Genomic DNA, 19,603 nt, shown 5'->3' with positions numbered 1-19,603 from the left:
GTCTGGCAATCATGTGCCCGAAGTGTCTGGCGCCGCTTCGGCGGGCCATGTGATGACCATCACAAGATGGTCCGGGTTTTTGAAAGGTCGGTGAGGCATCGGGTCGAGACACGACGACAGAGGGCCCCTTGCCCTCAGTGCGCGGGATTATGGCACCCGGATAGAGGGGTTCCAGCGCGCGCGACCCGATTGGCGCTCGGGGGAACCCGCAGGCATGTTGCGGCAAGACAACGATCCAACCGGTTCTGGCGGCCTACCAGCGCCAGCGCAGGCCGCCATAGACCGAAACGCCGGTATACGGAAAGATCGGCAGGTTGCTCAACTGACGGGCCGCGGTGACCTGGATCAGCCCTTCTGCGCCTTGCATCCATGACAACTGCAAGCTGCGCGCCAGTTCCAGCGAGAACTGGTGCTGGTTGAGTCGCCGGATGGCGCCATCCCGGATCAGGACGTTGTAGCCGGCCGAATCCGTGACCAGGCCGCTGCGCCAGCCAAGTTCCAGCCGGTAGCGCCCATTCAGTGCGCCTGCGAGCCGCAGCCCCAGACTGGTCTGGCGCTGCACGCCACCCGGTCGGCTTGGATCGACCGGACTGTCGACACTGCGGCGCAGCGCAAATCCCCAGACCCAGTTGTTGCCAGGCAACGGACATTGCTGGCTCCAGAGCGCTCCGACCGTCCGCCCATCCTGACTCGCGGTCTGCTCGTGCTTTCGGTTTTCGCCCTCGATCGTCAGGCGGATGCCGCAACCGATGGCCTCACGATCGACCGAGACGCCGAAGCGGGCCAGTTGGTAGGCCTCACTGAGTGCACCGCCCACCTGCGTCACGCTGGCCTGCAGTCCGCCGCGCCACAAGTCCCATTGCTGCGAAACCGCGCCCACCACTTGGATATGGTGCCAATCCGTGCTCGACTCGCTGGGGGCGTGCCGGATGCTGCCCTGAACCCCCGCTTGCACGATCATGCCCTGGCGGGGGCTGTAGGCCAGCTGTCCGGACTGCTCGGTCACGAGCGCTGCGCCGCGGCGCGGCCGCGAGGAGACCGACAAGGTCACGGGCGGCTCGTTCGGCGGGGTCAGCGTCAGTTCATTCAGGCGCGGCGAGTAGCTGAGGTTGCTTTCATAGCCAGACAAGGCCGAAGCTTCACTGTAGAAGACCCAGCCGTCCACGGTATTGGCCGGAGTCGCCGACTGTCCGCCGCCGCCCGGCTGGTCGCTTGATTTCGCCACCGGACGTTGGTTCAAGCGCTGCAGCAAGGCGGGCGGAACGTCAGCGCGGTGGGCCCACTGCTGCGCCAAGGCGTCGCGGGCCGCCGTTTCGCCCAGCGCGGCCAGCGCCAGGGCGTGATCTGCCTGCGCGCCCAGTTGCTCGGGCTGCAGCATCAGCGATCGCTCCAGCCAGACCATCGCCTGCGCAGGTTCGCCCTCCTCCAGCCACAAAGCTCCCAGCACGGCCAGGAAAGGCGCATGGGTCATGCACTGTGGACGCAGGATCTCGAAGCGGTGCAGCAGGGCCCGCCGGGCGACCGGTGTGCGGGGCCAGGCGCTGTTGGCCAGCACGCCGCAATAGTCGACCAGGCGCACCCCACCCAGGCCGTCGCCCGCATCGGCAGAGCTGCCGGCGGCATCTTCCATCAGGCTCGGCCCTTGCGCCACAACTTGAGCGCCCGCCGAAGCACAAGAAACCCCGACCAGGCAGGCCAGCAAGCGCAGGCCCAGCGGCCCGGGCCTTGGGGGGGCGGCGCGTTTCACGCGTCGCGCAACGTGCCGACGCCCTGGACCCGTAGCGAGGCGGAGGCTCCACTATCGCCCCAAGCCGCCCACTTGAAATTGTCATTGCCGCCGCGTTCGCTCGCGGTCGCCGCCCACAGCGGCTCCGTCGGCACCAGTTCAGCCCACGCCGTCGGCGCATGCAAGGCGTATTGCCGGCTCAAGCCCTCGAGCAGGTATTCGCCCAAGGGCTCGGTGCTGCCTTGCGGCAACTGGGCGGCAAGTTGCGGGCCGATCAGGATCGGCATCGATAGATCGAGCGTCATTTGTTGCAATCGGGCAGCAACGCTCACCGGCTCTCCCAGCGCCGCATGCGCACGGCGCCGCGCCGGGCCGAAGGAGCCGACCACGGCAACGCCGGACTCCAGCCCCACGCCCAGCGCCAAGGGCTGGACAGGACTGTCTTCATGCGGGGGTTGAGAGGGCGCAAGCAAGGTTCGGGTGGCACGCAGCAGTTCCTGGGCGGCAAGCAGCGCCTGCCGCGGGTGATCAGCGCAATCCGAGTAGGCATTCCAGACGGCCAGCACCGAGTCACCCACCACATTTTCCACCACGCCGCCATGCTGCTCGACCACATCGACTGCAATGCAGCAGAAGGCGTGCAGCATCGCGGCCGTTTCCTCGGCCGGCTTGTGCGCCGCAAACGACGAGAAGTTGCGGATGTCGGCCACCAGCACGCTGATGTCGCGGCGGTTGACCTGCACGCTGCCCGAAGGATCGGTGGCCATCAGGCGCTGCGCCACCGGCGCCGGGAGGTAGGCCCCGAGGTGGGCCGACAGCCGCTCGCGCTGAGCCCGGGTCAGCGCGTGCTCGGCCGCCGCCAGCGCCGAAGCCCCGATCAGCGCGAACAGCGCTGTCGAGGCCCAGGGCAGCCACAGGTCAGATTGCAGCAGCGCCGCCATCGAGCCCAGATAGCAGGCCAGCGCGAGCACGATGCCCGCGATGGGCAAGCGCTTGGCCGTCACCCCGGGCCGATGGCGCACCAGCAGCAGCAGCACACCCCCCAGCAGCACCATGGCCACCGACTGCAGCGGCCACACGCTCGCGGGCGCGTATGGCAGGCGATGCTCCAGCAAGCCCACGATGGACTGGGCATGGATCTCCAGCCCCGAGGACACGGCCGCATGCGGCGTGGCTACCGTATCGCCGATGCCGAATGCCGTGGCACCGACCAGCGCCACCGCGCCGTGCAGCAGACTGGTCTCAGCCGTGCCGTTCAGGACCTCGGCAGCCGACACCGACGCAAAGGCCTTGCGCTGGAGCCGATAGGGCACCCGCATGTCGCCGTGCACATCCACCGGTACCACCACGCCGGGCAGGCTGGCGCTCGTCAGCCAGCCGGCGGGCCGCAGCACGCCGCCGCCGAAGGCCTGCTCGCCGGCCTCTGACCACACCCAGTCGGGCGCCGGCAACGCACCCGTGCTGCCCGGTTGCGCCGCCCGCCACAGCGTGGCCAGGGCCAGGCTCGGGTAGGCACGACCTTCATGGCAGACCAGGGCGGGCACCTTGCGGACGACGCCGTCGCTCTCGATCCGCGGCGTGATGTGGCCGACGGCTGGCGCCTGCCGCAACAGGTCGGGCGCGTTGCCATAGAAACCATGGCTGCGCGGCGCGAACGCCGGGCAACGGCCCACGGCCAGCGCACCCGACACCTCACCGACGCGCGGCGTGACCTGCGGGTCGAGCGAGAAGATCTGGCCCGCGATCACCGGTGCCTGGGCCCAGGCAGCCGCCAGCGCCGCGTCGCCCTCGCGTTCGTCGGAGAAATTGATGTCATACGCCTGCACGACGGCACCCGCCTCGTCCAGGCGCTGCGCGAGCCGGGCCATGGTCTGGCGTGGCCAGGGCCAGGGGCCAATCTGCTTCAGGCTGGCTTCATCGATGTCGACCACCACGACGCGGCGCTCGGGCTTGGCACTGGCCCCCAGCCGCCAGGTGACATCGCCCGTCATCTGCTCGACCCGCACCAGCACCTCGGGCGCCAGCCCCTGCAGCAGCGCGACCGCGAGTGCCGCCAGCAGCAGCACCGCGACGCGCAGGCGCCAGGGATGGTTTCGCCAGGTGGCCATGGTCAAGCGCTCGGCGTCCTACGCCGCCCTCAGCGGCCCCACAGCGTCTTGCCGCGGAACAGCCCGCCGACCACGCTGCGTTCGAACAGATAGCCCGCTTCCTTGCCGTCGTAGGACAGTGCGCCGCTGACCTTCTGCGTCGCGTCCGAGACGGCGAAGGTGCCGTCAGGGGCGATCGAACCGCCGGCGCGCAATTCGGTCTTGCCGCCGGTCGCCGAGGACAGGCCCAGCGCCGTGGCAAAGGTCCGGCGGCCGAAGTCGATGGTCATGCTGCCGTTGACCGTGGCGGCCTCGCTGCGCCCATTGGCTTCGTAGCTGGCGGTCGCGCGGGTCAGCGTGAAGTCGAACTTGGCATCCGTGCCCGGGTTCAGCAGGCCGTCGGGGTTGTTCGGGTCACGACTGCGGAACAGCGCACCGTACTTGTCGGAAGCCGAGGTCGGATCCCGGCCCGTCCAGGCCTGCGCGAAGGGCACGCTGACGCTGTCATTGGCCGCTGACGTGAAGGTCCAGCGCCCCCAGACCAGTTGGCGGTTCAGGTCCGATGGCACATTCAGATTGACCGCACCCGGCGCGGCGATGGCCAGCAGGTCTGCCGCGGCGCGATCGGTGTCGCGCATTTGGGCGAAGCCCTTGGTATCGGCAGCGAGCTGCGCGGCAGAGCGGGCCGCCTGCTCGGCGGCATACAGCGCTGCAGCGCGCTCCTCGGCACCATTGACCGCCAGTTCAGCGACACCCGCGCCGACCGGCACGACACGCGCCACGCGCTCGCCGGGCCGCACCTCGGCCATGAAGCGCCCCATGTCGGCCGACAGGACCCGGGACTCGGCGGCGCCGCAGGGACCCAGGCCGGCAGCAGTGCAAGTGCCTCCGAGCGCGCCGACGACGATGGCTCCGTCGGCCACCGTGGCCCGCACGCCGGCAGCGTCGGTGTGGACGATGAAATCGGTCCCGCGCACACCGATGGCCGCGATGGGCGTGTTGAGGCGGAAGCGGTTCTTGTCGACTTCGGTGGCGGCGCCGGAAATCGAACGCGCCGTGCCCTGCTCCACCCGCAGTCGCACCTCGTTGGTCTGCGGCTTGTCGGCGTCGTACTTGTAGGCCTGTACTTCCAGCACGCTGTCCGGCCGCACGCTGACAGCGCCGTTGTCGATGAAGCGCAGGTGCACATGGCCATTGGCCGAGGTTTCGACCCGGTCGCCGACCAGGATGGACGCGCCACGCTTGAGGGGCTCGCTGCTGCCGTCGAGGTGGGTCACGCGGGCGGCGCCGATCAGCAAGCTGACCTGGCCGACGGCGGCAGACTCGCTGGCCCGCGCTGTTCCGCCGAAACCGATGCCGCAGGCCACCGCCAGCGCCGCGACGAGCGGGCGGAGGACGGAAATGGCGGGTTGACGATTCATCGCTTCACTCCTGGACCTGGGGCGGGATGCTGGAAAATCTATCTTGCCCCCGGTCATGATCAACCGGTGTGTTGTGCATCACAAGCTTTCGGGCTTTGTTGCGGGCACAGTTGCACCCCCGATGCCCATCCTGATTCCGATTCTTCAGGGCCTGCGCCTGTTCGACAGTCTGCCGGCCGCCAAACTGGCCGAGGTGTCGACCACCATGAGCGAGCGCCGGGTGGAGCGGCGCGAGGTGGTGATCAAGCGCGGCCAGACCGACGCGGGCCTCGGCTTCCTGATCGAAGGGCGGCTGCAAACTGTCAATTTTACGTTGGACGGACGTGAAGTTGGCATTGACTTCATCGAGGACGGCGACTTCTTTGGCGAGTTGTCGGTGATCGACGGCCAGCCTGCACCCGAATACATCATCGCGGTGGCCCCGTCACGCCTGACCTTCCTGGACCGCGACCGGGCCCGCGAGCTGATGTTCTCGACCCCCGCGGGTGCGGCGGCCGTGGCGGAGCGGCTGGCCGCCCGGATGCGCCGCGCCGCAAGCCATCGTTCGCTGCTGGCGCTGCCCAGTTCGTTCCAGCGCGTCTGCGCCCAACTGGCGCTGCTGGCGCAGCGGGACGGCAAGGGTCAGGTGGTGATCGTGATGCCGCCCACGCACCAGGAAATCGCGATCATGGTCAACACCAGCCGCGAGACGGTGACGCGAACGCTGCAGTTCCTGCAGGGCCTGAAGGTGCTGGCACGCGACGGCAACCTGCTGGTGGTGCACCAACCGGACACGCTGCAGCAAGCGGCCGACGGCAAGGTGGCGCCGGCCAAGGCCTGAGCGCCTTCAGGCCAGCGCCGCGGCGATGCGCCGCTCGAGCGCCTCGCGATCCTCGCTGCGGAAGCCGCGGTGCGCCCACAGCACGCTGCGGTCGGCGCGCAGCAGGAAGGAACTGGGCATGGCCTTGACGCCGAAGGCCCGGGCGCTGGCGCCGGCCGCGTCGAAGGCGATCGGGAAGCGCGCCGGCAACTGCTGCAGGAAGCCCTGGGCATCCTCGGCCTTGGCATCGAGGTTGATGCCGACCACTCGCAGCCCGGCGGCCTGGTAGCGCTCGACAAGCTGGTTCATCCACGGGAAGGACTGCCGGCACGGCCCGCACCACGAGGCCCAGAAGTCGAGGTAGATCACGCGCCAGCGGCCGGCGGCGAAGACCGGCTCGCCATCGGTGGCGGTGAGCGACAGGCTGGGCGCGGTGCCACCGGCTTCGGCAGCTGCCCGGCCCAGCGCGGGACTCAGCCACGCCGCGGTGCCCAGCAGGAGCTGCCGGCGTTGCAGGACCGAAGCGGTGTCGACGACCATGGGCGGATTCTGCGGTGACGACGCGATCCGCGACATCCCGACATCCCTCAGGCGACCCGGTACTCCGGTACCAGCTCGCGCAGCCGCGCGCGCACCTGTGCATCGTCGAGCCGGGGCGACTGGCTCACCGCCTGCACCCAGGCCAGCACGGTGTCGGCATCCTCGTCGTGCAGTTGCGCCACGCGCAGCCGGGCCACGTCGGTCGGCAGCGTCGTGTCGGCATCGGCCAGAAGCTCCTCGTACAGCTTCTCGCCGGGGCGCAGGCCCGAGAACACGATCGCGATGTCGTCGACCGAATGACCCGACAGCCGGATCAGGTCGCGCGCCAGGTCGACGATCCTCACCGGCTCGCCCATGTCCAACACGAGCACCTGGCCGCTCTGGCCAATGGCTGCGGCCTGAAGCACCAAGCGCGCGGCCTCGGGAATCGTCATGAAGTAGCGAATGATGTCCGGGTGGGTCACGGTGATCGGCCCGCCCTGCGCGATCTGCTCCTTGAACTTCGGGATCACGCTGCCGCTGGAGCCCAGCACGTTGCCGAAGCGCACGGCCATGAAGCGGGTGCCCGGATGGCGCAGCGCCAGCGCCGACACCACCCGCTCGGCCGCGCGCTTGGTCGCGCCCATCACGTTGGTCGGGTTCACCGCCTTGTCGGTGCTGATCAGCACGAAGCGCTCGGCGCCGCACTCGGCGGCCGCCAGTGCCGCATGGCAGGTGCCCAGCGTGTTGTTGCGCAGCGCGTCCCAGGCGTTGTGCTCCTCCATCAGCGGCACATGCTTGTAGGCCGCGGCATGAAACACGACCTGCGGCCGCCAGCGCTGGCACACCGCGCGCAGCGCCTCGAGGTCCTTCACGTCGCCGACCAGCCGCACCAGCGGCAGCTGCGGAAAGGCCGCGCTCAAGGATTGCTCGATGCTGTAGAGGTTGAACTCGCTCTGCTCCAGCAGCACCAGCCGGGCCGGGCCGTACATCGCCAGCTGGCGGCACAGCTCGCTGCCGATCGAGCCGCCCGCGCCGGTGACCAGCACGGTCTTGCCCGACAGCACCTCGGCCACGCCGGCCTCGTCCAGCTGCACCGGCTCGCGCCCGAGCAGGTCGTCGGGCTCGATGTCGCGCACGCGCTCGATCGCCGCACGGCCGGTGTGCAGCTCGGCCGCCGAGGGCACGGTCAGCACCGGCAGCCCGGTCGGCGCGGCCAGCTCCAGCGCACGCCGGCGCTGCGCCCCGCGCGCGGCCGGCATCGCGACGATCAGGTGCGTGGCCTGACCGTGCACGGCCTTGTCGCGCACCGCCTCCAGCGGCCCCAGCACCGGCATGCCGGCGATGCGCGCACCCTGCTTGGCCGGATCGTCGTCGAGCAGGCCGATCACCTGCCAGCCCTGGTTGTGGATGCCGGCGATCAGGCGCCGCGCAGCCTCGCCGGCGCCGAGGATGATCGCGCGCCGCACCTCGGCGTCGCTGCCCGTGATGCGCGAGCGCGCATGCTCGTACAGCATGCGGTAGGCCAGCCGCACCAGCGCCACGCCCATCAGGGCCACCACCGGGTGCAGCGCCAGCACGGCGCGCGGCACAGCGCGCAGTTGCAGCATCAGCACCACCACGGCCGCCCCGAGCCCGGCGATCGCGCAGCCCAGCGCCAGGCGCTTGATGTCGCCGAAGCCGGCAAAGCGCCACATGCCGTGCGGTACGCGCAGCGCCGAGAACGCCAGCAGGTACGCGCCGACGATGCCCAGCATCACCCACGCGTCGTAGCCGGGCCGCGCGCTGATCCAGCGCTCGAAGCCCAGTCGGAACAGGTAGGTGACGTTCCAGGCCAGCGCGACCATCAGGCCGTCGATGGCCAGCGACAAGGGCACGCGATGCGGCCGCAGCCGCGCCATGAACAGGTCCAGCCGTTGCCAGAACGACAGCGTGACCGGGGCATCGTCTTGCGGATTCATCAAGGCAGCATCAACGGGCAATGAGCACGCGCACCGTGCGCAGCAGGACCGCCAGGTCGGACGCGAGTGTCGCCCGCGCGGCATAGTCGGCCTGGCGTGCGAGCTTGTGCGGCAGGATGGTCTCGATGTAGGCCCGTTCGGGGTCGGCCGCGTCGGCCAGCAGCGTGGCTTCGTCGATGTGCTCCAGCGACGCCGGGTCGGTGATGCCGGGGCGAACCGCCAGCACGCGCTCGCGCAAGGCCGCCGGATAGTGCGCGACGAAACGCGGCACCTCGGGCCGCGGGCCGACCAGGCTCATGTCGCCGGCCAGCACGTCCAGCAGTTGCGGCAGTTCGTCGAAGCGGTAATGCCGCAGCCAGCGGCCGCTGCGGGTGATGCGGGCATCGTCGCCCACCGTCACCGCCGGTCCGCGCTGTGGCGCATCGGTCTGCATGGTGCGGAACTTGTGGATGCGGAAGGTCCGGCCATGCCGCCCCACCCGCTCCTGCCGGAAGAACACAGGCCCCGGGGAATCGAGCTTGACCACCGCCGCGACCAGCAGCAGCACCGGCGCCAGCAAGAGCAGCGCCAGCGCGGCGATCAGCAGGTCGAACAGGCGCTTGGCCATGGACATCGGCGCGTGGGGCCTCAGGCGGCCAATGCGGACTTCACCGCAGCAATCACCCGCTCGACGTCGGCATCGCTCATGCGGCTGTAGATCGGCAGGCTCAGCATCTGCTCATAGGCCTGCTGGCTGTGCGGGAAGGCCGAGGACTTCAGCTGATAGCGGTCGCGCCAGTAGGGCTGCAGGTGCAGCGGGATGTAGTGCACGCTGCAGCCGATGCCGCGCTCGAACAGGCGTTCGATGAAGCGGTCCCGCGCGACGCCGGCTTGCGGTTGCAGCCGGATCGCGTACAGGTGCCAGGCATGTTGTTCGCCCGCCGGCGGTTGCGGCGCGCGGATCAGCGGCAGCCCGGCGAACGCTTCGTCGAAGCGCGCGGCAATCTCGGCGCGGCGCTGCTGGAAGCGACGCGCCTTCTTCAGCTGCTGCAGGCCCAACGCGGCGCCGATGTCGGTGAGGTTGTACTTGAAGCCCGGCGCCACGACCTCGTAGTACCAGCTGGGCACCTTGGCAGTGAAGCGGTCGAAGGCATCGCGGCTCATGCCGTGCAGGCGCATCACCTTCGCGCGCTGGGCCAGCGCGGCGTCGCGCGTCACCAGCATGCCGCCTTCACCGGTGGTGATGGTCTTGTTGGCGTAGAAGCTGAACACGGTGGCGTCGCTCGCCAGCGTGCCGATCAGCCGGCCGGCGCTGGTGGTCGGCAGCGCATGCGCGGCGTCTTCCACCACCTTCAGGCCATGGCGCTGTGCGATGGCGTGGATCGCCGGCATGTCGGCGGCCAGGCCGGCGTAGTGCACCGGCATGATGGCCTTGGTGGCCGGCGTGATCGCCGCCTCGACCGCGCGCGGATCGATGTTCAGCGTGGCCGGATCGATGTCCACCAGCCGCACGTCGGCACCGAGGTAGCGCACCACCTCCGCGGTGGCGGTGAAGGTGTGGGTGGTGGTGATCACCTCGTCGCCGGGGCCGATACCCAGCGCCTCAAGCGCCAGGTGCAGGCCGGCGGTGGCCGAGTTCACCGCGATGCAGTGCAACGAAGGCTCGCCCAGGAACTCGGCGAAGTCGGACTCGAAGCGCTTGGCCTTCGGGCCGGTGGTGACCCAGCCCGACTTCAGCGTGTCCACCACCTCGGCGATGTCGGCATCGTCGATCTCGGGCAGCGCGAAGGGCAGGAACGGTTCGGTCATGGTGCGGGTTTCTCCAGCCAGGCCAGCACATGGGTGCGCAGCGGCGGCAAGGTATTGAACACGGTGTACAGCGCGGGGTGGATGCGGCACAGCACGCGGGCCAGCGGCGGCGCCAGCGTGAGCCGGCGGTGCCACAGGCGGGCGTGCGGGAACAAGGCCTCAACGCGCCGCAGCGGCACGCCGCGCACATCGCGGTTGCGCGGATTGTCGATGGTGAAGTCGTACCACAGCACGCCGCCACCGGGCGCCACCCAGGACCACATCGCCGCGGCCAGCTGCTGCTGGAACGCGTCGTCGAGCAGCGACGAGAACACGGTGAACTGGCACACGATGTCCCGGCTGGCGGGCTCGACCGGCAGCCGGCTCGCATCGCCCTGCCACAGCGTGACGGCCGGCGGCAGCACCGCACGGGCGATCTCGTGGCGCTCGGGCAGCAGCTCGACGCCGGCCAGGTGTTCGGGCCGCAGGCCCATGCGCAGGAACTCCAGCAGGTTGCCGCCGGCGCCGCAGCCCACCTCCAGCAGCCGCAGCGCGGCCAGGTCGCTGAGCCCGCGCCGCGCGAACAAGCGCAGCAGCGCGCGCTGGCGTTCCTGCACCGTCTGCCACACGTCGGGTTGTAGCAGGCTGTAGCGATCGAGCGCCCCGCGGCGTGCGTAGCGCTGCGCCAGGTCCCGGGTCTCGTCGGCCGACGGCGATCCGCTCATCGCTGCATCGCCTGCAGGAAGCGCTGCGCCAGCACCGGGTAGGTGTGGTGCGCCATCACGAAGGCGCGGCCGCGCTCGCCCATCGCGCGGCGCTCGGCCGCCGGCGTGGCGGCCAGGCGGCGCAGGCCGTCGGCCACGGCTTCGGGCGATTGCGGCGCGACGGTCAGCCCGCAGCCGCTCTCGGCCACCGGGTCGTTGCCGGCCTCCACCGAATGCAGCACCGCGCAGCGGGCCATCATGTAGTCCATCAGCTTGTTCGGCGCGATGCCGAAGCGGTAGATCGGCACCCGCTGCCAGCCGATGTAGGCGATGTCCAGCGCGGCCAGGAAGCTGGGGATCTGCGCCTTCGGGATCGGCGGCAGCATCGTCACCCGCGACAGGCCCTCGGCCGCGACGCGCTGCGCCAGCCGCTCGCGTTCCAGCCCGTCGCCGACCATCACGATGGCCAGCGCATCCTCGCGCAGCCGCTTCGCGGCATCGAGCAGGGTGTCCAGCGCATTGGGCAGGCCCATCGAGCCGGCATAACCCACCACCGTGCGGCCGGCCGCCCGCTGCAGCGCGATGGCCGCGGCCACGTCCTCGCGCAGCGGCGCCGGCGTGCCCTGCCATTCGTCGAGCGTGATGCCGTTGGGCACGATGGCCAGGCGCCGCAGGTCCAGCCCGCGCGAGGCCATGTACTCGTGCACCACCGGCAGCATCGAGACCACGCGGTCGGCATCGCGGTAGGCAGCCGTCTCGGCCGCATGGCACAGCCGGATGAACGGGTGTGATGGCGACATGCCCGAGAGCTCGATCGGCGACAGCGGCCACAGGTCGTGCACCTCGAACACCAGCAGCGCACCGGCCGCGCGCGCGATGCGGCGTGCCGGCCAGATGTCCATCGGGTAGGTGCTGGAGGCGATCACCGCATCCGGCCGGAACTCGCGTGCCAGCAGGGCGGCGTCGCGCCACAACGGCCAGGCGTAGTGCCAGATGTTGCGCGCGCGGCCGACGCCGTTGCCCTGGTAAGCGGGCGTCGGCAGCCAGCGGTAGCGGATGCCGTCGATCAATTCGTCGCCCGGCGCCGGCTGCCGCGTGCGCACATGCGAATGCGAGGCCGCGACGATCTGCACGGCGTGGCCCAGGCGCACCCATTCGCGCGACAGGTAGTAGGGCCGGTATTCCATGCCCAGCGCCGGGCTGCCGGCATAGTGGTTCAGGTACAGGATGTTCATGGCGTGCGGCGCCGCCCGCGGCCCGACTGCAGCGCATGCAGGCGCGCGACGAAGCGCTCGACCGCCGGCTCGAACATTGCCTGCCGCGCCACCCAGGCATGGTTGGCCGCCGCCACCTGTGCGGCGCGCCGGCCCAGCATGCCGATCGCGGCCAGGTCGGGACCTGCGCCGTCTTCGAGGATCAGCCCGTTGTCGAGATGGTTCACCAGCTCGCGGTTGGCCGGCAGGTCGGACAGCAGCGGGATGCAGCCATGCGCCATGGCCTCCAGCACCGAGACCGAGACCGAATCGCTCAGCGGCAGGCTCAGGTACCAGCGCGCCTGGCGATAGCACTGCGCCTGCGCCTCGGCGTCGAGCCGGCCGACGAAGCGCACGCGCCCGGCCAGGTCGCTGTCGCGCACCTGCTGTTCCATCGCCGCGCGCAGCGAGCCGTCGTTGGCCACCACCAGCTCGGCCTGCGGCCAGCGCTGCGCGATCTGCGCGAACACCGCCAGCACGCGCTGCGGCGCGTAGATCGGCTCCAGCCCGCGGTTGGCGAAGAACAGCTGCTCGCGCTTGACGGTGGACAGCTCGGGCAGCGTCTCCAGGCCGAACGGGAAGCTCATCACTTCGCCGGCGCCCAGCGCCTTCATGCGCTCGGCCATGTGCAGCGAATCGCTGGTGCACAGCGTGCAGGCCTGCAGCACGCGCTGCGTGAGCCAGCGCAGCGCAACGCTGCGCTGCGGCGCGACCAGGATGTCCGAGCCCCAGGCCGACCCGACGATGCGGCCCGGCACCCGCCACAGCGCATGCGCCAGCCAGGCCAGCGTGCCGTGCGAGGTGAGGTAGTGCGCATGCACCCAGTCGGGCCGCACCTGGCGCAGCCAGCGCGCCAGCCGCGGCAGGCTGCGCAGCACGGCCACGTTGCCACCGGCGAAGCTGGGCCGCGTGTCCAGCGCCAGCCGGCGCTCGGGCGGCAGCAGCTCGGCCAGCGCCGGCGTGAAGCCGCGCGACGAGGCAGCGTACAGCTCCAGCCGCGGTGCCAGCGCCCGCGCCCACTTCAGCAGGTGCGGGCTTTCGCCGTCGCCGAGCAGCACCAGCTTCATCGCGGGCCGCTCACTTTGGACGCCATGCCGGCCCAGGCTTCGTAGTGCGCGCGCAGTTCAGGATGGCGCTCGAGCCAGCGCTCGTCGCGCTCGCGCGCATCGCCCAGCACCTGGGCCGGGTTGCCCCCGATCACCGCGAAATCGGGAAACACGCCGCGCACCACGCTGCCGGCCCGCACGATGCAGCCACGGCCCAGCCGCGAACCGGCCTCGATCACGCTGTGCGGGCCGATGAAGCAGTAGGGCCCGATCTCCACCGGCCCCGCAATCCAGCCCGGCCGGTCGCCCGGCCAGTCGACGAAGCGCCGGCCCAGCAGCCGCTGCGCACGGTGCGAACTGTGGGTGACGATGCTGGCGTGATGGGTGATCTGAACGCCCTCGCCGATCACCACGCCGGCGCTGGCCTCGATGAAGTTGAACGGGCCGATGAAGACGTGGTCGGCCAGCTGCAGCCGGTCTTCGTGCTCGATGCAGGCCGAGGGCGCGATGCGGGTGTGCGGCAGCCAGCGCCCCTGGGAGCGCTCGCCGAACACCACGCGGTGCCAGAGCCAGCGGGCCGCCCAGCGGCGGGCGCGGTTGAAGGCGGCGCGCATCACACGGCCCCCCGTGCAGGGTCGGCCAGGGGCCAGCGCGCCAGTCGCAGGAAGTACCACCCGAAGTACGCGGCCGTGACCAGCGACACCACCCAGCCTGCCGCGGCCAGGCTGCCCAGCTGCAGCCCCACCACCAGCGCCAGCACGAAGCTCAGCTGCCCGACCAGCGCCAGACGCAGCGCCCAGGCCTGGGCCTGCCAGGCCATCGTGACCACCGCCAGCGGCGAGGCGACGAAATGCACGCCGATGTACAGCGCCAGCGCACGCGCCAGCTCGCCGGCTTCGCGCCAGCGCTCGCCGAAGGCCCAGGCGAAGAGCTGCGGCCCGAAGGCCCACAGCCCCACGACCAGCGGGGCGGCGATCGCGGCCAGGGTCAGCATCGCCTGCCGCACGGTGTGGCGCGCCTCGGCGGTGACGCCGCCGGCCGCCGCCAGGCGCGGGTACAGCGCCTGGGACAGGGCCCCGCCCACCAAGGTGGCCGGCGCCTTCAGGTAGCGCAGCGCCAGGCCCCAGGCGCCGGCCGCCGCGCTGCCCAGCGTGGCGGTGATCAATGCCACCGTCACGGTGTCCTGCAGGGCACCCAGGAATGCGTGCGGCGTGTTCAGCAACGGAAATTCGCGGTGCTGGCGCGCGGCATCGACCAGCGCGGCCCGCGTGGCCTGCGCCGGGCGGCCCAGCGGAAGGCGCAAGGCCAGCAGCGCGGCCAGGCCCGCGACGACCGGCGCGACGATGAGCCCCTGCACGCCCGCCTGCGCCACGCCGGCCGCCGCCTGCGCCGCCGCCCCACCGCCATGCTGCAGCACGCGCGCCACGGCCAGCGCACGGAAGTGCTGCAGGCGGGTGGCCCACAAGGTGGCCAGCGACACCAGGCCCAGCACCGCCACCGCCAGCGGCAGCCAGGCCGGCCAGGCGGCCGCCGCCCAGGCGCTCCACAGCAGCCCGGCCAGCGCACACAGCAAGGTCGTGGCCAGCAGCAGCATCAGGCACAGCCAGCGCAGCACGCCGGCCTGCTGTGCGTCGGCCGCCAGTGGCAGCGCGAACTCGTAGCGCGCGCAGGCCACCACCGCGAGGTTGGCCGCGGCCGCTGCAAACAGGTGATAGGTGCCGAATTCCTGCGGGCTGTACAGCCGCGCCAGCCAGGGCCCCAGCAGCAGCGGCAGCGCCTGCGCGAGCGCGCCGCCGGTCAGCAGGGTCAGCGTCGGGCGCAGCAGGCCGGTGCTCATGCGTGAATCGGGAGCCGCGCGCGCCGGGGCCGGGTCAGGCGGTGGCCGGCACGGTGGCCGCGGCCAGCGCGGCGACCACGCGGTCCTGGTCGGCCTCGCTCAGGTCGGCACTCATCGGCAGGCTCAGCACGCGCTGCGCGGCGCGCACGCTGTGCGGCAGCGCCGCCGGGTCCCACCCTGCCGCGTAGGCGGGCTGGTGGTGCAGCGGCTTGGGGTAATGCACAGCCGTGGGAATGCCGGCCGCCTGCAGCGCCTGCTGCACGCGCGGCCGCTCGTCGACCATCACCGTGTACTGGGCCCAGACGCAATCGCGATCCGGCCGCACCGCCAGCAGCTGGACCGGCGCGCCCGAGGCGCGGATCCGCTGCGCGTAGCGTTCGCCCAGCACGCGCCGGCGCTCGAGCTCCCAGTCGAAGCGCTCGAGCTTGCCCAGCACCACCGCGCACTGCAGGGTGTCCATGCGGCCGCCAACGCCGATGCGGGTGTGGTGGTAGCGGCCGCTCTGGCCATGCACGCGGATCTCGCGGCAGGCCTGGGCGAGCGCGTCGTCGTTGGTGAACAGCGCACCGCCGTCGCCATAGCAGGCCAGCGGCTTGGAGGGAAAGAAGCTGGTGCAGCCGAAGGTCGAGAGATTGCAGCTGGATCCACCCTGGTAGGTGGCGCCGAAGCTCTGCGCGGCATCTTCGATCACCGGCAGGCCGTGGCGCTGCGCGATGGCGTTGATGGCCGCCATGTCGGCCACCTGGCCGTACAGGCTGACCGGCATGATGGCCCGGGTGCGTGGCGTGATCGCCGCTTCGATCAGCGAGGCGTCGAGGTTGCAGGTGTCCGGCTCGATGTCCACGTACACCGGCTGGCCGCCGGCCAGCACGATCATCTCGGCCGTCGCGGCGAACGTGAACGGCGTGGTGATGACCTCGTCGCCGGGCCGGATGTCCAGCGCCATCAGCGCGATCAGCAAGGCTTCCGTGCCGCTGGCCACTGCAATGCAGTGGCGTGCCCCGGTGCGCCGGGCCAGTGCCTGTTCCATCTCGGCCACCTCGGGGCCCATGATGTACTGGCCATGGTCGAGCACGCGCTGGATGCGCGCATCGATCGAGGGCTTCAGCGCCGCGTACTGGGTCTTCAGGTCGGTGAACTGCATAGGCTGAGGCGGTTGCCGTCGAGGCGGTAGGTTTCTCCGGTAGCCGGGCAGCGCGCTTGGGCATGGCCCTGCACGGGCAGGTCCAGGCGCTCGCCGTGGCGGCTCATCCAGCCGATCTGGCGCGCCGGCACGCCGACCATCAGCGCATGGGCCGGCACGTCGCGGCTGACCACCGCGCCGGCGCCGACGAAGGCGTACTCGCCGATCGTCGTGCCGCAGACGATGGTGCAGTTGGCGCCCAGCGTGGCGCCACGCCGGACCAGCGTGCGCCGATACTCATGCTTGCGCGGCACCGCCGAACGCGGGTTGTGCACGTTGGTGAACACCATGCTGGGGCCGCAGAACACGTCGTCTTCCAGCGTCACGGCGTCGTAGACCGAGACGTTGTTCTGCACCTTGACGTTGTCGCCGATCGTCACATCGTTGCCGACGTAGACGCCCTGCCCGAACGAGCAGCCGCGGCCGATGCGCGCGCCGGCGCTGATGTGCGCGAAGTGCCACACGCGGCAGCCCTCGCCGAGCTGCGCGCCTTCATCGACGATGGCCGACGGGTGCGCCACCACATTGCTCGCCTGGCCGCTCATCTTGCTCAATATTCCAGGGGCAGATTGATCCGCTTGCCGTCGCGCGCCGAGCGGTACATCGCGATCAGCAGTTCCAGGCTCTTCAGCCCCTCGCGGCCATCGGTCTCGGGCTCGCATTCGCCGCGCAGGGTGCGGATCACGTTGTCGTAGTACAGCGGGTGGCCGAAGCCGTAGACCGAGGTGGTGTGGTAGCTGGCGTCGTCGAGCTGCGCATCCATCTCGTGCGGCTGGGCGAATTCCCAGTGCTCGATCTTGTTGACGGCCACGCCGCCGATGCGCACGGTGCCATGCTCGCCGAGCACGGTGATCGAGCCCTCGAGGTTCTTCGGGTAGGTCAGCATCGTCACGTTGATCGACCCCATCGCGCCGTTGCGCCACTTCAGTGCGGCGACGCCGGTGTCCTCGACCTCGATGTTGCGGGCCAAGGTGCCGGTGTAGGCCATCACGCTCTCGACCGGGCCGATCAGCCAGTCCAGCAGGTCGACGTAGTGGCTGGCCTGGTTCATGAACGCGCCACCGTCGAACTCCCAGGTGCCGCGCCAGGCGGCCGAGTCGTAGTAGCTCTGCGGCCGCGACCAGAACACGTTCACCGTCACCATGTACAGCCGACCGAAGCGGCCCTGCTGCAGCGCCTGGCGCAGCAGCTGCAGCGTGCGGTTGCGGCGGTTCTGCTTGACGACGAACATGCGCACGCCGGCTTCGTCGCAGGCCTTGACCATGGCCAGGCCGTCGGCCCAGCGCGTGGCCATCGGCTTCTCGGTCATCACATGGAAACCGGCCTGCGCCGCCTCGATGGCCTGCTGCGGGTGCAGGCCGCTCGGGGTGGACAGCACCACGCAGTCGGCCTCGACGTCGGCCAGCATGCGGCTGTAGTGCGCGAAGCCGCGTGCGCCGGTGCGCTGGACCATCGCGGCCAGCGCCGCGGCGTCGGGGTCGCACACGGCCACCAGCTCGGCACGGTCGGCATGGCGGGCCAGCGCCTCGGCATGGTTGGCGGCAATGCGGCCGCAGCCGGCCAGCGCGAAGCGGATCTTGCGATCGGTGATGGAAGCGTGTTGCAGGTGCATGGTGGGGCGCGGGTGGCGGCGCTGGCGGCGTGAAGCGCCGCAGGCCAGACCCTCGGGGCCAGGGCAAGGATTATCCGCCACTGCCTACAATCCGCGGTTTCCCTGACCCCGCCCGAGCAACGGGCCGAGCGCCGCGCCATGAGCCAGGACACCTTGCTTCCCGACGACGACAACAAGCTGATCGCCGAGCGCCGCGCCAAGCTGGCCGCGATCCGCCAGCAGGGCGTGGCCTTCCCGAACGACTTCAAGCCGCAGCACCAGGCCGCCGACCTGCAGCACAAGTACGGCGAGATGCCCAACGAGGAGCTCGAGCCGCTGGGGGTGAAGGTGGTGGTGGCCGGCCGCATGATGCTCAAGCGCATCATGGGCAAGGCCAGCTTCGCGACGCTGCAGGACGGCTCGCTGGGCAAGACCCACGGCCGCATCCAGCTCTTCATCAGCAAGGACGCGGTGGGCGAAGCCGGCTACGAGGCCTTCAAGCACTGGGACCTGGGCGACATCCTCGGCGCCGAGGGGATGCTGTTCAAGACGCGCACCGGCGAGCTGTCGGTGAAGGTCGGCAGCGTGCGCCTGCTGACCAAGAGCCTGCGGCCGCTGCCGGACAAGTTCCACGGCGTGGCCGACCAGGAGGTGAAGTACCGGCAGCGCTATGTCGACCTGATCACCGACGACGCGGCGCGCTCGCGCTTCGTCGCGCGGAGCAAGGCGGTCAGCTCGATCCGCAGCTTCATGGTCGAGCACGGCTTCCTCGAGGTCGAGACGCCGATGCTGCACCCGATCCCGGGCGGTGCGAATGCCAAGCCCTTCGTCACGCACCACAACGCGCTGGACCAGGAGATGTTCCTGCGCATCGCGCCCGAGCTGTACCTCAAGCGCCTGGTGGTCGGCGGCTTCGAGCGCGTGTTCGAGATCAACCGCAACTTCCGCAACGAAGGCATCTCGGTTCGGCACAACCCCGAATTCACGATGATGGAGTTCTATGCGGCCTACTGGAACCACCACGACCTGATGGACTTCACCGAGGCCGTGCTGCGCCATGCCGCGCGCGCAGCCACCGGCTCGGCCGCCCTCACCTACGCCGGCAAGCCGGTGGAGCTGGACAAGCCCTTCGCACGGCTGTCGGTGCGCGAATCGCTGGTGGTGCATGCAGGCGTCAGCGAGGCCGAGTCGACCGACGCGAAGGCGCTGCACGCCAAGCTGAAGTCGCTGGGCGAGGAGCCACCGGCGCACTGGACCCTGGCCGAGCTGCAGTTCGGCCTGTTCGAAGCCGCGGTCGAGGAAAAGCTATGGCAGCCGACCTTCATCATCGACTATCCCGTCGAGGTGAGCCCGCTGGCACGCGCTTCGGACACCAATCCGTCGATCACCGAGCGCTTCGAGCTCTTCATCACCGGCCGCGAGTACGCCAACGGCTTCTCGGAGCTGAACGACGCGGAAGACCAGGCCGCGCGCTTCCAGGCCCAGGTGGCCAACAAGGAAGCCGGTGACGAGGAGGCGATGTACTACGACGCCGACTTCATCCGCGCGCTCGAGTACGGCATGCCGCCCGCCGGCGGCTGCGGCATCGGCATCGACCGGCTGATGATGCTGCTGACCGACAGCCCCAGCATCCGCGACGTGATCCTGTTCCCGGCCCTGCGCCGCGAGGGCTGAGCCGGCCAACAAGAACGCCCGGCCAGAGCCGGGCG

Annotated in this window: 17 protein-coding genes; 2 read left to right on the top strand and 15 right to left on the bottom strand. The window is 70.5% G+C overall.

Going from position 1 to position 19,603, the window contains the following annotated elements; translation table 11 throughout:
* Positions 1-253 precede the first annotated feature (253 nt).
* The 3 genes from ACILR4_RS00830 to ACILR4_RS00820 form a co-directional block, all read right to left on the bottom strand.
* Positions 254-1,630, bottom strand: a complete 1,377-nt coding sequence (locus ACILR4_RS00830) for a hypothetical protein (protein ID WP_395698899.1) — start codon at positions 1,628-1,630, stop codon at positions 254-256.
* A gap of 113 nt (positions 1,631-1,743) precedes the next feature.
* The gene (locus tag ACILR4_RS00825) at positions 1,744-3,834 is read right to left on the bottom strand and encodes a CHASE2 domain-containing protein (RefSeq protein WP_395698951.1); all 2,091 of its coding nucleotides are present in this window, start codon (positions 3,832-3,834) and stop codon (positions 1,744-1,746) included.
* A gap of 29 nt (positions 3,835-3,863) precedes the next feature.
* Entirely contained in the window at positions 3,864-5,291 is a 1,428-nt protein-coding gene (locus ACILR4_RS00820; RefSeq protein WP_395698898.1) for a FecR domain-containing protein, read from the bottom strand.
* Between ACILR4_RS00820 and ACILR4_RS00815 the strand changes: the two genes are divergently transcribed.
* The gene (locus tag ACILR4_RS00815) at positions 5,290-6,054 is read left to right on the top strand and encodes a Crp/Fnr family transcriptional regulator (RefSeq protein WP_395698897.1); all 765 of its coding nucleotides are present in this window, start codon (positions 5,290-5,292) and stop codon (positions 6,052-6,054) included. The two genes, ACILR4_RS00820 and ACILR4_RS00815, sit on opposite strands and share 2 nt — an antisense overlap.
* 6 nt (positions 6,055-6,060) lie before the next feature.
* Here ACILR4_RS00815 and ACILR4_RS00810 read toward each other — a convergent pair whose 3' ends face one another.
* From ACILR4_RS00810 to ACILR4_RS00755, 12 genes are read right to left on the bottom strand one after another with little or no spacing between them, the layout of a single operon-like run.
* Complete coding sequence (locus ACILR4_RS00810; protein ID WP_395698896.1) at positions 6,061-6,573, bottom strand: TlpA family protein disulfide reductase; 513 nt, start codon at positions 6,571-6,573, stop codon at positions 6,061-6,063.
* A 47-nt stretch (positions 6,574-6,620) separates the two neighbouring features.
* Positions 6,621-8,513, bottom strand: a complete 1,893-nt coding sequence (locus tag ACILR4_RS00805) for a polysaccharide biosynthesis protein (protein ID WP_395698895.1) — start codon at positions 8,511-8,513, stop codon at positions 6,621-6,623.
* 10 nt (positions 8,514-8,523) lie between these two features.
* Positions 8,524-9,120 (bottom strand): sugar transferase, encoded by a 597-nt coding sequence (locus ACILR4_RS00800; RefSeq protein WP_395698950.1) that lies wholly within the window; start codon positions 9,118-9,120, stop codon positions 8,524-8,526.
* Between the two features lie 20 nt (positions 9,121-9,140).
* Positions 9,141-10,301, bottom strand: a complete 1,161-nt coding sequence (locus tag ACILR4_RS00795) for a DegT/DnrJ/EryC1/StrS family aminotransferase (RefSeq protein WP_395698894.1) — start codon at positions 10,299-10,301, stop codon at positions 9,141-9,143.
* Positions 10,298-11,005: a class I SAM-dependent methyltransferase gene (locus tag ACILR4_RS00790; RefSeq protein ID WP_395698893.1), complete on the bottom strand. Its 708-nt coding sequence runs from the start codon at positions 11,003-11,005 to the stop codon at positions 10,298-10,300. The genes ACILR4_RS00795 and ACILR4_RS00790 overlap by 4 nt, the downstream gene beginning before the upstream one ends.
* Positions 11,002-12,219, bottom strand: a complete 1,218-nt coding sequence (locus ACILR4_RS00785; protein ID WP_395698892.1) for a glycosyltransferase family 4 protein — start codon at positions 12,217-12,219, stop codon at positions 11,002-11,004. Before ACILR4_RS00785 ends, ACILR4_RS00790 begins: the two co-directional genes overlap by 4 nt.
* Positions 12,216-13,304, bottom strand: coding sequence for a glycosyltransferase (locus tag ACILR4_RS00780; protein WP_395698891.1), 1,089 nt, complete (start codon positions 13,302-13,304; stop codon positions 12,216-12,218). Before ACILR4_RS00780 ends, ACILR4_RS00785 begins: the two co-directional genes overlap by 4 nt.
* On the bottom strand, positions 13,301-13,897 hold the full coding sequence (locus ACILR4_RS00775; protein WP_395698890.1) for an acyltransferase: 597 nt from the start codon (positions 13,895-13,897) through the stop codon (positions 13,301-13,303). The genes ACILR4_RS00780 and ACILR4_RS00775 overlap by 4 nt, the downstream gene beginning before the upstream one ends.
* Entirely contained in the window at positions 13,897-15,120 is a 1,224-nt protein-coding gene (locus ACILR4_RS00770; protein ID WP_395698889.1) for an oligosaccharide flippase family protein, read from the bottom strand. The genes ACILR4_RS00775 and ACILR4_RS00770 overlap by 1 nt, the downstream gene beginning before the upstream one ends.
* Before the next feature lie 34 nt (positions 15,121-15,154).
* Entirely contained in the window at positions 15,155-16,264 is a 1,110-nt protein-coding gene (locus ACILR4_RS00765) for a DegT/DnrJ/EryC1/StrS family aminotransferase (RefSeq protein ID WP_395698888.1), read from the bottom strand.
* Complete coding sequence (locus tag ACILR4_RS00760) at positions 16,246-16,848, bottom strand: acyltransferase (RefSeq protein WP_395698887.1); 603 nt, start codon at positions 16,846-16,848, stop codon at positions 16,246-16,248. The genes ACILR4_RS00765 and ACILR4_RS00760 overlap by 19 nt, the downstream gene beginning before the upstream one ends.
* Before the next feature lie 5 nt (positions 16,849-16,853).
* The gene (locus tag ACILR4_RS00755) at positions 16,854-17,915 is read right to left on the bottom strand and encodes a Gfo/Idh/MocA family protein (RefSeq protein WP_395698886.1); all 1,062 of its coding nucleotides are present in this window, start codon (positions 17,913-17,915) and stop codon (positions 16,854-16,856) included.
* A 138-nt stretch (positions 17,916-18,053) separates the two neighbouring features.
* Here ACILR4_RS00755 and lysS point away from each other — a divergent pair, with 138 nt between their 5' ends.
* A complete protein-coding gene (lysS, locus tag ACILR4_RS00750) occupies positions 18,054-19,568 on the top strand; it encodes a lysine--tRNA ligase (protein WP_395698885.1) in 1,515 nt (504 codons plus the stop codon).
* Positions 19,569-19,603 lie beyond the last annotated feature (35 nt).

The organism is Aquabacterium sp. (genome assembly GCF_044226965.1).
Classification (GTDB): Bacteria; Pseudomonadota; Gammaproteobacteria; order Burkholderiales; family Burkholderiaceae_C; genus Pseudaquabacterium.
This window is presented reverse-complemented; position numbering and strand designations above follow the sequence as displayed.

Bases quoted from the DNA above. Each gene is read 5' to 3' on its own strand.
- ACILR4_RS00830 (WP_395698899.1), bottom strand. From the start codon at position 1,630: ATGGAAGATGCCGCCGGCAGCTCTGCCGATGCGGGCGACGGCCTGGGT.
- ACILR4_RS00825 (WP_395698951.1), bottom strand. From the start codon at position 3,834: ATGGCCACCTGGCGAAACCATCCCTGGCGCCTGCGCGTCGCGGTGCTG.
- ACILR4_RS00815 (WP_395698897.1), top strand. From the start codon at position 5,290: ATGATCAACCGGTGTGTTGTGCATCACAAGCTTTCGGGCTTTGTTGCG.
- ACILR4_RS00820 (WP_395698898.1), bottom strand. From the start codon at position 5,291: ATGACCGGGGGCAAGATAGATTTTCCAGCATCCCGCCCCAGGTCCAGG.
- ACILR4_RS00810 (WP_395698896.1), bottom strand. From the start codon at position 6,573: ATGGTCGTCGACACCGCTTCGGTCCTGCAACGCCGGCAGCTCCTGCTG.
- ACILR4_RS00805 (WP_395698895.1), bottom strand. From the start codon at position 8,513: ATGAATCCGCAAGACGATGCCCCGGTCACGCTGTCGTTCTGGCAACGG.
- ACILR4_RS00800 (WP_395698950.1), bottom strand. From the start codon at position 9,120: ATGGCCAAGCGCCTGTTCGACCTGCTGATCGCCGCGCTGGCGCTGCTC.
- ACILR4_RS00795 (WP_395698894.1), bottom strand. From the start codon at position 10,301: ATGACCGAACCGTTCCTGCCCTTCGCGCTGCCCGAGATCGACGATGCC.
- ACILR4_RS00790 (WP_395698893.1), bottom strand. From the start codon at position 11,005: ATGAGCGGATCGCCGTCGGCCGACGAGACCCGGGACCTGGCGCAGCGC.
- ACILR4_RS00785 (WP_395698892.1), bottom strand. From the start codon at position 12,219: ATGAACATCCTGTACCTGAACCACTATGCCGGCAGCCCGGCGCTGGGC.
- ACILR4_RS00780 (WP_395698891.1), bottom strand. From the start codon at position 13,304: ATGAAGCTGGTGCTGCTCGGCGACGGCGAAAGCCCGCACCTGCTGAAG.
- ACILR4_RS00775 (WP_395698890.1), bottom strand. From the start codon at position 13,897: ATGCGCGCCGCCTTCAACCGCGCCCGCCGCTGGGCGGCCCGCTGGCTC.
- ACILR4_RS00770 (WP_395698889.1), bottom strand. From the start codon at position 15,120: ATGAGCACCGGCCTGCTGCGCCCGACGCTGACCCTGCTGACCGGCGGC.
- ACILR4_RS00765 (WP_395698888.1), bottom strand. From the start codon at position 16,264: ATGCAGTTCACCGACCTGAAGACCCAGTACGCGGCGCTGAAGCCCTCG.
- ACILR4_RS00760 (WP_395698887.1), bottom strand. From the start codon at position 16,848: ATGAGCGGCCAGGCGAGCAATGTGGTGGCGCACCCGTCGGCCATCGTC.
- ACILR4_RS00755 (WP_395698886.1), bottom strand. From the start codon at position 17,915: ATGCACCTGCAACACGCTTCCATCACCGATCGCAAGATCCGCTTCGCG.
- lysS (WP_395698885.1), top strand. From the start codon at position 18,054: ATGAGCCAGGACACCTTGCTTCCCGACGACGACAACAAGCTGATCGCC.